This window comes from Hymenobacter sp. IS2118, assembly GCF_000715495.1.
Taxonomy (GTDB): domain Bacteria; phylum Bacteroidota; class Bacteroidia; order Cytophagales; family Hymenobacteraceae; genus Hymenobacter.
Window position 1 is genome coordinate 1 of the sequence record NZ_JNLX01000073.1, and the last position, 11,531, is coordinate 11,531.

General features: G+C 60.9%; 13 protein-coding genes and 1 pseudogene. 3 read left to right on the forward strand and 11 right to left on the reverse strand.

Annotated features, from left to right (window positions below; translation table 11 throughout):
- On the forward strand, positions 1-243 hold a 243-nt coding region (locus GM79_RS25385), incomplete at its 5' end, for a hypothetical protein (protein ID WP_035560935.1).
- A 436-nt stretch (positions 244-679) separates the two neighbouring features.
- Here GM79_RS25385 and GM79_RS06255 read toward each other — a convergent pair.
- The 3 genes from GM79_RS06255 to GM79_RS06265 form a co-directional block, all read right to left on the reverse strand.
- The gene (locus tag GM79_RS06255; RefSeq protein WP_152559869.1) at positions 680-1,045 is read right to left on the reverse strand and encodes a hypothetical protein; all 366 of its coding nucleotides are present in this window, start codon (positions 1,043-1,045) and stop codon (positions 680-682) included.
- Positions 1,046-1,207: 162 nt separating this feature from the next.
- Positions 1,208-1,723, reverse strand: coding sequence for a hypothetical protein (locus GM79_RS06260; protein WP_035560941.1), 516 nt, complete (start codon positions 1,721-1,723; stop codon positions 1,208-1,210).
- A 122-nt stretch (positions 1,724-1,845) separates the two neighbouring features.
- Positions 1,846-2,802, reverse strand: coding sequence for a hypothetical protein (locus GM79_RS06265; protein WP_152559870.1), 957 nt, complete (start codon positions 2,800-2,802; stop codon positions 1,846-1,848).
- A gap of 408 nt (positions 2,803-3,210) precedes the next feature.
- Between GM79_RS06265 and GM79_RS06270 the strand changes: the two genes are divergently transcribed.
- On the forward strand, positions 3,211-4,425 hold the full coding sequence (locus GM79_RS06270) for an alpha/beta hydrolase family protein (RefSeq protein ID WP_072008556.1): 1,215 nt from the start codon (positions 3,211-3,213) through the stop codon (positions 4,423-4,425).
- A gap of 542 nt (positions 4,426-4,967) precedes the next feature.
- Here the strand turns inward: GM79_RS06270 and GM79_RS24675 are convergent.
- From GM79_RS24675 to GM79_RS06305, 8 genes are all read right to left on the reverse strand, one after another.
- Entirely contained in the window at positions 4,968-5,198 is a 231-nt protein-coding gene (locus GM79_RS24675) for a hypothetical protein (protein WP_152559871.1), read from the reverse strand.
- A 12-nt stretch (positions 5,199-5,210) separates the two neighbouring features.
- Complete coding sequence (locus tag GM79_RS06275) at positions 5,211-6,221, reverse strand: hypothetical protein (RefSeq protein WP_035560945.1); 1,011 nt, start codon at positions 6,219-6,221, stop codon at positions 5,211-5,213.
- A gap of 4 nt (positions 6,222-6,225) precedes the next feature.
- The gene (locus tag GM79_RS06280; RefSeq protein ID WP_035560948.1) at positions 6,226-6,939 is read right to left on the reverse strand and encodes a DUF6046 domain-containing protein; all 714 of its coding nucleotides are present in this window, start codon (positions 6,937-6,939) and stop codon (positions 6,226-6,228) included.
- Entirely contained in the window at positions 6,939-8,861 is a 1,923-nt protein-coding gene (locus GM79_RS06285; RefSeq protein WP_035560951.1) for a phage tail tape measure protein, read from the reverse strand. Before GM79_RS06285 ends, GM79_RS06280 begins: the two co-directional genes overlap by 1 nt.
- Positions 8,862-8,869: 8 nt before the next feature.
- Positions 8,870-9,067, reverse strand: coding sequence for a hypothetical protein (locus GM79_RS06290; protein ID WP_035560955.1), 198 nt, complete (start codon positions 9,065-9,067; stop codon positions 8,870-8,872).
- Between the two features lie 29 nt (positions 9,068-9,096).
- Positions 9,097-9,429, reverse strand: a complete 333-nt coding sequence (locus tag GM79_RS06295) for a hypothetical protein (RefSeq protein ID WP_035560958.1) — start codon at positions 9,427-9,429, stop codon at positions 9,097-9,099.
- A gap of 77 nt (positions 9,430-9,506) precedes the next feature.
- Positions 9,507-10,037, reverse strand: coding sequence for a hypothetical protein (locus GM79_RS06300; RefSeq protein WP_035560961.1), 531 nt, complete (start codon positions 10,035-10,037; stop codon positions 9,507-9,509).
- A 3-nt stretch (positions 10,038-10,040) separates the two neighbouring features.
- Positions 10,041-10,682 (reverse strand): hypothetical protein, encoded by a 642-nt coding sequence (locus tag GM79_RS06305; RefSeq protein ID WP_035560963.1) that lies wholly within the window; start codon positions 10,680-10,682, stop codon positions 10,041-10,043.
- A gap of 144 nt (positions 10,683-10,826) precedes the next feature.
- On the opposite strand from GM79_RS06305, the pseudogene GM79_RS24680 reads away from it, so the two are divergent.
- Positions 10,827-11,531: pseudogene (locus GM79_RS24680) on the forward strand (IS5 family transposase); the annotation flags it as partial.

Genomic DNA, 11,531 nt, shown 5'->3' on the forward strand with positions numbered 1-11,531 from the left:
CCCGCCGCGCTGGCCCCGGCCGATGCCAGCGCCCCGCTGCCGCCCGCCCGCCTCGGGGCCCAGCAGGCGCAATGGGCGCTGCTGCTCAGCCAGGCTCGCCAGGAGCTGCTCGGCACCAGCGGCGCAGCCCCCACCCTACTGGCCCAGGCCCGTCTGGCCGGCCTGCACGCCGAAGCCGCCGTGCTGGCCGCCGCCCTCGAAGAGCAGGAGCCATCCGGCCCGGAAATTCGGCGGGGGCAATAGCACGAAATAGCAGTCTGGTTGCTGGCCGCAGTTACGCGCTACGCGCCGCACTGCGGCCAGCGGTTCTGGTAGCGCAAACTTTCGCCCCTATATACTCACCACCACCTCCAGCCGCAGCCGCAGCGTAACGGCCAATCCGCGGCCCGCGTGGTGGCCCGCAGCCAAAGCGGACCCGCCGCCCCCGCCGGACGAATAGCCCCCGCAACCTGGAGCAACGAGGAGGCCCGGTAGGGGCTGGCGGGGCTCCCAGTTGCTCCAAGTTTACGAAACTCATCAACTACTGAGGTTTCTTAAACTTTAATTGGTAGACGAGTTTCTTAAACTTGGCTCCGGCAAAGAAGGCGGTTCCAAGCCCCATGGCACTTGCTGGCTGTTTGGTTTAACAGTTCACCAAGAGGAGGGATTACCTAGCCGATGTCGAACAGCTGCAGGAAAACTATTCTTGCGCGAAGTAAATGGTGAGTACGGCTACGGCCATCAAGGCGACCATGGCGCGCTGTACCCGCTTTTGCTGCTGGAAATAAGCGGCGACGTAGGCGTTGTAGAACGGATTGGCGGTCGCCATCACCCAGTCCTGGTCGGGTATCTCGGCCGTCGAGAGTTCCTCCTGCCACCGCTCAAACGGGTCCTGCAAACTCGGGTTTACGAAACGCTGGCCCAGAAAACCCGACCCCGGGGGGAAATGCACCCGCGCGTAGGGCAAATCGGCTTCCTGCCCCGCCCGCAGCAACTGGTTGTACAGCCGGATGGTGTGGATGAACTTTTGTCTGCGGGCGTTTGAGCGCAGCTGCAACCAGAGCATGACCCATATGGCGGCAATTCCTATGACGACTAAGATTTTCCTCAAAAAGATGCAGCGGCTACCAGTGAGCTGGTAAAGATAAGAGACAGCCCAGGTGCTCGTTCACAAAAACGGTCGGAAGGTAAACGCGCTCTGTTTGGTGGAAGGAGCGAAACGGCAGCCTTAGGGGTCGTCCCGCTGGAAATCCAACACGCCTTGCTTGGCGCTGATGTCCATCCGGGTCTTGGTCAGAGTATGCACGCGCCATGCGAAGGGCATCAGCTTGGCACTGGTCAAGCGCAAGCTATCGTGGGCGACGACCAGGGCGAAGCGGTGGGGGACCGTAAACACCTCCATGTCCAGCACCGCCGTCGAGCCCCGGATGTGCAGCGTTATGGGTCCCCCGGGGTCGTTGGCCACCCACCGGCCCTGTAGGTTGGCCACGGTCACCGTGCGGTTCGACAACCGCACCAAGCCGTAAAGAGTGGACAGCCCCACCACGGTGACCAAGGCCAATGCGTATGCGCCAAACCGCAGGGAACGGCGGGCCAGCAGCCGCAGGGCAGCGAACCCAGCGAACATCCCCAGCGCCCCGCCAAACACGCTGCCAAAGAAGCCAAAGACCTCCTTTCCGGCGAATAAGCAGCACATGGCCACCATCGAAAACACCGCGTAGGCCACGTAATCTTTCCTGCTCATCAGGGACAAATTAAACGCTTCAACAACGTTCAGCCATACGGTCGAGCCGTAAACGCACCCCGTTCAGCAGAAGGAGCTAGATACTGGACTGCGCATGCCGCGAGCAGCCCCCCCGGCGGGGCTTACTTCCGGTTGCGGGCGACGTAGGCCTCGGTTGACTTAAGCAGGGCCTTTTGCGCATTATCGATTTTGTCGAGACTGCCGATGCGGGCGTAATAGCGCTCGACGCCTTGCGTCACCGCGCGCAGGCTGGCCTGCACTTCGTCGCGCAGCTTTTTGGGGTTGTCGGCCAGTTCCGGGTTGGCAGCTGCCGACGTGGTGAGGCCGCCGAAGGCGTGGACGGCCTTCGCCAGCTCCTGCCCCGCCAGTAGCTTCTCGCCCAGCGCCGCCTCCTCAACCAGTTGGGTGGCCACCTGCTGGTCGAACGTGTGCGCAGCCAAGCCGCTCAGCACGCGGCTCAAGGAAAGCGGTGCAGGCATGGCCGGGGGCGACGCCAAGTCGAAGCCGAGCAGGTCCGCCGTGCGCACGCGCAGCGTGTCGCCGTACGCTTTCAGGATGCTGGGCAGCTGGGCGGCGTCCTGCTTTTTCCACCACCCTTTCTCCGCCAGGTTCCCATGCAGGCGCCGCAGCTCGCGCTGGGCGGCGGGCGAAAACTGCTGGGTCTGCCGGGCGCGGGCGACCTGGCCAGGCAGGAACACGTCGTGGTAGTTTTTCACGGCCAGTACGGTGAGTTTCCTGGCGTCTTTTTGCTGCTGGGCCGCCGCGAGCTCCGGCGTCGCCGCGGGGTGTTCCTCCCGCTGGCGCTGCTGCTGTTGCGCCAGTTGCGCGAGCTTCTCGGTGGCCTGTTGCTCGGCCAGCTGCTGCTGCTCCGGCGTGAGCGCCCCTGCCCCCCGCTGGGCGCCGTTTCGTTCCAACGAGCGCTGCGTAAACTGCCGCTGCTGGTCCATTTGCCGCTGGTTCATCGACCGGTTGAAGTCCTGCTGGGATTGCCGAATCTGCTGCACTTGCATGCCGGGGCTGCGGTACTGGGCCAAAGCAGGCAGCGGCAGGCAGAGAAAAAGGAGTAGGGAGTGTTTCAAAAGACCAGAAATAAAGGTGGATAAAGGGGAAGCAGGATATTCAAATGGCAAGTACTGAAATAATACCCAAAGCTCGCAGCGCGTTCTTCTTCACGCGCTTACTGGGGTTAGGGTGCGGGGGGTGAAAACAGGGCGGGCACTCATCGCCGAGCAGCGGTAGGATGCGGTTCAGCGGCTCGATAAATAGTCTATGCAAACGGTACAATTCGTAGTCTACCAACTTTTCGCAAGTTAGTGCGCTTAACAAAACCATACCCACCAAAAAAGCCCCATCAGTCAGCAACTGGCGAGGCTCCTTGTTTCTCCCGCAACTTAGGCGGCGGGCTCGCCAGCCGAAACACCAACCGGAACGCCCGCACCGTCCAAAAACGTTGTGCGTTTCAACTTCCAACCAAAAACCTGCCCCGCGTGCTATCATCCACCTTCCTGGCTGTTCCAAAATTCCGTATCATCTGGCTGTTTGTAGCCCTGCTGGGGGCTCCGGCCTGCAACAGCACCACGCCGGAGCCCGCCCCAGTGGCGCCCGAAGCTCCCGTTGCTACCGAAACCGTACTCACCGGCAGCACGTTGCTGGCCGAAGTGAGTGCCGCCGACCTGGCCGGCCGGGTGCAAGGCGTGCCGCTGGCGGGCAGTCTGGTGCGCTACCCCATCAAAGCCTACCGCCTCACCTACCGCACCCGCACGCCGGAAGGCACCGAAACCACGGCTTCGGGCGCGGTGCTGGTGCCCGTGGCTACGACGGCACTGCCGGTGCTCAGCTACCAGCACGGCACGCTGACGCCCAGCAGCGAAACCCAGGCGCCCTCCTACTATGCCACGGGCAGCGACGTGTGGTCGGTGGTATCGGTGCTGGCTTCCACGGGCTACGTGGTGTCGGCGCCCGACTACCTGGGCTACGGCGCCTCTAAGGCCCTGCCCCACCCCTACGAGCACGCCGCCTCGCTGGCCTCGGCCTCGGCCGACATGCTGCGGGCCACCCGTGAGTTTTGCGAGCGGGAGAAAATAACCGTCAACCAGAAGAATTTTCTGCTGGGCTACTCCGAGGGCGGATACGCCACCATGGCCCTCCACAAGCTGCTGGAAGAGAAATACGCCACGGCCCTGCCGGTCACGGCCAGCGCGCCCGGCGCGGGCGCCTACCACAAAAGCGCCTTTGCCCGCTACATTCTGGGCGCCACCCAGCCGCTCAGCTTCCTCAGCTCCTACGTGTGGGTGCTGCGCACCTACGACCGCATCTACGCCCTCAACCGGCCGTTTTCCTTCTACTATCAAGCGCCCTACGCTGTGCAGTTGCAGGCCGACCCGTTTAGCTCCGTGCCCAGCCAGCAGGCGCAGTTATTCGCCCCCGCTTTCCGCGAAGCCGTGCTGAACAACAGCGACGCGCCCCTGGCCGCCGCGCTGGCCAACAACGATATCTACGACTGGAAGCCGCGCGCCCCGCTGGCCCTGTTCCACGGCACCGCCGACGACTACGTGCCCTTCTTCAACTCGCAGGATGCCTACGATGCCATGCAAAAGCGCGGCGCCACTCAGGTGCAGCTGCGCCCCATTCCGGGCGGCAACCACTACACCTCGGCCGTGACCTACACGCTGGGCGCGTACGCATTTATCAGCCAGTATTGAGGCTGACCCTACGTAGCTCAGGCGCAAACCCCACCCCTAACCCCTCCCCTCCGGGAGAGGGGAACCAGTTTTTAGTCCAGGACTTACGCCCTCAGCCGCTGGCGCGCGTCTCTGACGCGTGGCTTGCTGGCTTGGCGTTTCCAAACGTCTCCGTCTGGTCCGTTCGCCCCGTCTGGTCTCTTTGGCCCCGCGCGTCAGAAACGCGAAGCCAGTAGGCAACTATAAGCGGTAAATCAAAAAATGCGCTCAGGCAATTCAATTTGTTGAACCGACTGCTGCCTTAAATACTGATTTAACGGCCATTTAAGCCCCGAGAAACAGCCACTAAATGCCCTGCATATTATTGAATTTTATTCATACGCAGGGGTGCCCGTTGTACGGGCAAAAAGCTAAAAAGAAGACCGTCCCACGATTGTAGGACGGTCTTTTCCAAGCCGCTTAGGTAAGACCATTCCGGGCCACCAGACTTCAACAAGAAACCGGCTTGTAGCAACAACGTCCCTCCTTGCAGCCAGCCGAAGCCAACTCCGCATTGATAGCACCTATTCGGGCTGTTGCTGTGCCGGTAAAGATACGGCAGGCATACTACTTCGCTTGCGACGGGCATCATAAGCCCCGTATACAATACTTTCAATGGTGGAGGGTTGCAGGTCGTACTTCTCGCTCAACTCGGCAATCAGGTGCTCTTTCAGAAACAGTTTCTTCGCTACTAAGGCTGCATAATCGGCTTTGATTTTCGCCTCTTTGGCTGCTTGTCTTTCTGGGTTACGCATGTGCCACACCGACTACGTTAACCCGTCCAGGGCCGCTTGTGAGCCCAGCGTTATTTCTTGCTGGTAACCGTCACTGGCGAAGGTTTTGGTTACCGCATCAATGAAGAAATCCCCGTCCCGTTCCGGGTACTGCAACGACGTAAGCCGGGCCACTTGCCCATGCCGCATGGACGGCGCGCCGTAGGTCGTAAACGAACCCTTATAGCCCTCTACTTTCGTTTTTCGGAGGTCTGCTAAGGCAAAAGTGCGCAGCGCCTCTTCGGAATGCACGTTGTAGTATAGCAATGCCCGCCGTTCCGCGTCCAGCGCTGTTACGTCGCCCACCGTCACCTTCAAATCCTTGCCTTTGGATTCGCGGCTAGTGGCCTCCACAATCACGCGCAAGTTGCTGGCGCGGCGGTACTCTAGCCCATCGGTGAGTACGTCCCGCTCCAAGCTGAACGCCGTGGGCTCCTTCGGGCGGGGCTCGTGGTACACTTTGCCACAAAACAGCGTGCCGTCCCGGAAATAGCTCACGAATCCGTACTGTTCGCGCAGTTTTTGCAACACTTTGGCAACGGTCACATTGGCGGCCCGGAATTGCCCCAGACTTACATCGGCTGCGTCGATAACCGTCCCTTTCGGGCAGATGTCGTGCAGGAGCTGGCGCAAGGTGACGCCCGCGTAACTGCATTTGACGGGGTGCCGCTTGAGCAGGTACATGGCATCCTCACAGGTGAGCGTCACGGGGTAGCCCGGCTTCACATCGGCAATGTAGCCCGTGAATTCGCGCACCACATTCAAATTATAACCCAAGTCAATCGTTAGGGCATCGCCGCGTTGCAGCCAGTCCTTCACCAGAATTTTTTGGTTGTGGAACAGCAGCCGGGTGGGCAGTTCCACGGTGGCCGCGTTGGTCAGATTGCGCCAGCTACTGGACAGCTTCACGGAGAGCACCTGGCGCAGCTCAAAGGCCGGACGGGGGGGAGCATCGGAACGGGAGGCTTCGGGGAAGACCAGGCGGCACGCACAGAGTAAGAGCATCGGACTAACGAATTCGGTTGGATAAAATGGCCAGTTCAACGGCCTCATCGCTGCTGCACTGCATTTGAAACGGCACGACATTAGGCATCCCGGCCACCTTGCCCAAGTTCAGGTTTTCAATCACTAGCCGGTCAATGCCCAGGAGCCCAAACATCTCCCCACTTACCCTAATGCTGTCCGCCAGGCGGCTCCACTCCAACAGGGCACGCACCTGTTCTTCGGGAAACACGTTGGGCAGCCGGTGAAGAATCAGACCCCGAATCGTAATATCCCAGTCCTCCAAGCTCCACATTTCCTTAACGGTGCCCACCGACCCGCTTGGGCTGCTTTTGGTCAGGTTTTTCGCCTGGCGAAATTCCGCCGTGGCCGAATGCGGCAACAGCCAGTCACCCATTGGCTTGGTCAGTACCTGTCCTTGCTTAAGGCCCGTGCCCAGGAAATTATAGGTCCCTCGTCGGAAGGTAATGGCCTGAAAAACGGGTGACCCGTACCAGCTTGGTACGTCGCCCTGCACTACCAATTTGGCTTCGATGCCGGCGAAATTGAGCTGCGCAGGCGACGGAGCTTCCATAGGAATGCGGAAGGCATCGCCCAGCGCCGTATCCAGCTGCCCCAGGGCCACATCGCGCACGCCATCCAAACGGGTGAGCACTCGGGACGCCAAGTCGGGAAATGCTTGGCGATAGAGGTTGTTCAGGTCGTAATTCAACTCAGCCATTAGTTTCCGTTGCTTAAAATGATTTCTGCATCCCGTGTGGCCCCGACGATTACTGCCGCTACCTGGTTGCCTATGTCTTTCATGTTTTGCGCCGTGGCGCCGTACACTTTTGGATTTACCTCAATTTTGTCAATGCGCAGATTGACGATGCGGGCCTTGCTATTGTCGCCTTCGAGGTTGGTTCCTTTGTTGCGGGCGTTCAGGCCCGCCAGCGGGCTTTGCGGCGGCGGGCTGTTCTTTTTGCCGGCCCCGCCGCCCGCCCCGAACGGCAGCAGGTAGGGCGCGGCAGCAACGTAGCCGAAACCCATCATTTTGGCAAAGTCTTGCCCCTTGCCCGCATCGTAGCTTTTTTCCGATGCTTCGGCCCGCAACTGGCTGCGAAAATCGGTGAAGCGCTGGGCAGCCTGTTTAAAATGCCCTTCCGAAGCGTCGTCAATCGCACTCAGCAGCACGTCAATGCCCCGGTATAAGTCGTTCAAAAACGATTTGAGCGAGGGCATGAAGTCGCCCGCGTCCCCAAACAGGGCCTGCATCAAGGACCCCGTGCTGCCGCCCGTCAGGCCGCTGATGCTGTCGAGCACGTTGTACACGCCCTTCACCGCCGACCACGCCAGGCGCACGGGCGCGGCCCATGCTTTGAAGTAGTTGCCAATCAGCTCGCTGTTGTTCTTGATTTTTTCTACCCAGCCCAGGCCCATTTCCAGGGCCTTGTTCGCGTAGGGCAGCAGCTTGTACCCGATGTCGGTCATGATTTTGCGGTACTGCTGTTGGTAGAGCGTCAGCTTATCGGCCGGGCTCAGGCTGCGTTGGTAGGCTTCGGCCATCTCGCCCGCGCTGTTGGTGGTGCCGCCCACGAATTCTTTCAGTTGGCCGGCATTTTGCGCCAGGATGGAGAACGAGGCGGCGGCTTGCGTGTCCAGCCCCAGGCCCGCCAGGAAGGCTTGCCGCTGTTGGTCGTTCAGCCCCGTGGTTTTCTTGCTCAAGTCGCCCACGATGTCCACTAGGGTGCGCATTTTGTGCTGTTGGTCGAAAATGGCAATGCCGCTCCGCTCAAAGCCCTTCACCGATTTTGAGCCGTAAATCACGTCCGTCTTGCTCAGGGCCGTCATGGCGTTTTCCAGCAGCATCGCGGCTTGTTCGGCCTTCTGGCCTTTGCCCGTCATCAAGGCGAAAGCCCCGGCCACTTCTTGGTACTTGATGCCCGCGTTGTTGGCCAGCGGAATGATTTTGGGCAGGTACTGGGCAAAGTCCTTGAACTCGCCTTTGCCCAGGCGCACGGCGGCAAACATCGTGTCGAGGGCTTCGGTGGGCGTGGCCTTACCCACCGCGCCCAGCACGTTGGTTACCGAATCGGCAATGGTGCGGATGTCGGTGAAGCCGGCCTGGCTGGCTTGCAGGGCCGGGCCGAAAATGTCGAGGGCTTTTTTGGAGTCGCCCACCGCCGAAATGATTTGGTTGTAGGCGGCGGGAATCTCTTGCAGCGGCACGGTGGAGCCCGCGCCCATCGTCAGCAGTTGGTTGCGCAGGGCGTCCAGCTCGGGCCGGCCCAACCGGGCCGTGGTGTTGATTTGGGCCATGCCCTTTTCAAAGTCCATCGCCATGCCCGTGGCTTTACCGGCCACGGCCACCACGGCGCCGATGCTGGTCGCAATCGCTACGTAGGGGTTGCTCACCAGGCCGATAACCTGGTTGAGGCCGGGCACTTCGCTGGCAGCTGCCATGAGGCCGCTTTTCACCCCGGCCAGCCCGCCTTTCAGGCCGGTGAACGCCCCGCCTCCCACCTTGCCGGCGTGGTTAGCGGCCCCGGTCAGCTCGTTAAGTTTTTTGGTGGTGGTGCCCGTGATGTCGGCCACGCCTTTCAGCGGGCCGCTCACCAGGTCCACCAGCTTCATGATGAAGGCGGCTTCTTTGTCGTTGCTCATAACCCCGGTTATTCACTTTCAGTAAACAGTTCGCTCAGCACCTGGCGCAAGGCCCCGATGTAGAGGGCGCGCTTGTGTTCGTGCACAAATTCGTAATCGGCCCACAGTTGCCAGTAGGCGGCGTCGTCCAGCGTGGCGGGGTCCACCCCGTAATGAAAACGAAGGAGCACGTCCACCTTGCGGCGGTCCTGTGCTCCTTCGGTCAAATCAATCCGGCTGGCAACTTGAAGCTCACTTAAAGCTTTTTTTTAGCTTCAATCAAGTTCGTCACGTCGCGCAGCAGGCCGAAGTACAGGGCGTCATCTTCGTCCAGCTGGTCCACGTCGCCCGCCAGCACGCCCGTGTTAATCATCAAATCGTTGCCGTTGCCGCGGCTTCGCTCCCGCGTTTCTTCAATGGCTTCGATTTGCAAGCGGTTGGGCTTGGCCACATAGAACGTAGCGGGCCTGTCCTTGCTGCGCTTGGACTCGTAGCGGAACACCTCCACCTTTTCGCGGCTGGGGTTCTTGCTCTCGAAATCGGTGATTTCGGCGGGCGAAAATTCGGCGGGCTTGTCTTTGTAAATCATGGGTAAGCGGAAATAAAGGGTGAAAAAGTAACGTTTAAAGAGGGCTTAACGCCCGGTTAAGTGCTGTTTATGGTGGCTTAGGATTTGCCCACCGATGGAAATCCCTTACTTACCAGGGCGCGGTACTTGTCTGGCTCCTTATCGGCCATCGCTTTCAAGTCTTCGGGCGCTTTCTCCATCCAATCCTGAATGCTCCATCCGGCGCGTTCGCCCTGCCCAGCGGCTCCCGCGCCGTTGAGCGGGGCCGGGTTGCGGGCGGGCGTATCGACCTGCTGCAAGGCTTGCTGCACGAAGTTCACGGCCTGCTGCAAATCCTGGCGGTAGCTGGCAGTCAGGCCCACTTGCGGGCTGCCAGGGTTGGCCTGTGCCAGGTTGCGCACGGGGTTGCCCGCCGCGTGGTGGAGGCGCTCCATCCAGTCCAGCGCCCGGCTGATATGCACGTTATGCGGGGCTTGCTCAGCCGCATTTTTCAGCGCCGCAATCAACCCTTTTTCACGGGTAAGCATGTGCGCGGGCACTCCGGCCACCCGGCCATCGTTGCCTGCGTCCGTAAGCTGTTGGTTTAGATGCGCCAGCGCACCTTGCAAAAAGTCTTGGGTCGTAGCCATCGGTTAGCGGGCGTAATGGATGATAAAATCAGGATTCGGGCGCACGGGGTCAGTGCTGCCGTACGGCGGCACAATCAGCGCAGCATCCAGCCGTCCCCCGCCACTTAGCAGACTTCCGCCCGACAACACGCCCGTGCGCAGCCGATTCAGGACGGTGCAAACGGCCGTTAAATCTGTCAGCAGCTCATCTTGTGCGTTCGTAGCCGTGTAGCGTTTGAAGCGGGCTTCCTGTGCAACTGCTGCTGCTGCGGACACACTCACTTGCCCGTTGCCAGCAACTACATAAGAGGCAGCGCCCCGCAGCTCATAGCTTTGGTGAGGAAACCAGCCGGCCGTTTCCTTCACGGCGGCAATGAATTCATCGAAGCCAGCCGGGCGTTGCACCAGCTCCAATACTTTTTCCGGGTTCACGGGCAAGCCGCCCAGGGTGAACGCGCCGCTGCCACTGCCCAGGAAGCGGCCCACCAGCCAAGCTTTGGGGTCGGCAATGAGGTCGGGCAAATCGGCCGTGGCAACGGGGGCGGCATTGGGCAAAGCGAGGGCCGCGAACTGGGCCACCAGGTCCGTTAGGCGGTCGGCCATCCGGGCTCCTTCCTGCTGGGCGCTTTGGTGGGCGCTTTGGTCGTAATAAATGAGTGTAAGCACGGAGTAAGGAAAAAGAGTGAGCGGGGCAGCAAGGCCGTTTAGACCCCGTTTAGATGGGCGTTATAAGTTGGCAGCAGCAGTACCGCTAGGGCGTGAGGACAATAAGAAATCAGCTATATGTTTACTGCTTATTTACTTTTCAGCATGCGCCGTCACGAAATTTCTGATGCTACCTGGGCCCTGGTTGCCCCGCACCTCTCCGGCAAGGCCGCCGATGGCGGGGCGACGGCCGTCGATAACCGGCTGTTTTTCAACGCTGTGGTGTGGATAATGCGCACCGGCTGCCCGTGGGCCGACCTGCCCGAACGCTTCGGCAAGTCCGACACGGCCCGCAAACGCTTCCGCCGGCTGGCCGAAAAAGGCGTCTGGCGCCGCCTTTTCCAGGTCGTCCAAGCGCCGGAGCTGGACTGGGTGCTGCTCGACTCGACCATCGTGCGGGCGCACCAGCACGCGGCGGGCCAAAAAAAAGCGACGCTCAGACCGAGTGCCTCGGCCGCAGCCGGGGCGGGATGAGCACCAAAATTCACGCCTGCGTCGAGTCGCTGGGCAACGCGGTGCGCCTGCTCGCCACCCCCGGCCAGGCCGGCGACAGCCCGCAGGCGCTGCCCCTGCTCGACGGCCTCGACGTGGGCCAGGTAGTGGCCGACACGGCCTACGACAGCGACCAAACCCGCGCCTATTGCGCTCAACGCGGTATTCAAGCCGTCATCCCCAGCCACCCCAACCGCACCCAACCGCTGCCCCTGGACGAGAATGCCTACCGCGACCGCAACAAAATCGAACGCTTTTTCGGACGCATGAAGCAGTATCGCCGCTTGGCCACCCGCTACGAGAAGACCATCGTTTCCT

Coding starts and splice junctions, on each gene's coding strand:
- GM79_RS06255 (WP_152559869.1), bottom strand. CDS start 1,045: ATGCTCTGGTTGCAGCTGCGCTCAAACGCCCGCAGACAAAAGTTCATC.
- GM79_RS06260 (WP_035560941.1), bottom strand. CDS start 1,723: ATGAGCAGGAAAGATTACGTGGCCTACGCGGTGTTTTCGATGGTGGCC.
- GM79_RS24675 (WP_152559871.1), bottom strand. CDS start 5,198: ATGCGTAACCCAGAAAGACAAGCAGCCAAAGAGGCGAAAATCAAAGCC.
- GM79_RS06275 (WP_035560945.1), bottom strand. CDS start 6,221: ATGCTCTTACTCTGTGCGTGCCGCCTGGTCTTCCCCGAAGCCTCCCGT.
- GM79_RS06280 (WP_035560948.1), bottom strand. CDS start 6,939: ATGGCTGAGTTGAATTACGACCTGAACAACCTCTATCGCCAAGCATTT.
- GM79_RS06285 (WP_035560951.1), bottom strand. CDS start 8,861: ATGAGCAACGACAAAGAAGCCGCCTTCATCATGAAGCTGGTGGACCTG.
- GM79_RS06295 (WP_035560958.1), bottom strand. CDS start 9,429: ATGATTTACAAAGACAAGCCCGCCGAATTTTCGCCCGCCGAAATCACC.
- GM79_RS06300 (WP_035560961.1), bottom strand. CDS start 10,037: ATGGCTACGACCCAAGACTTTTTGCAAGGTGCGCTGGCGCATCTAAAC.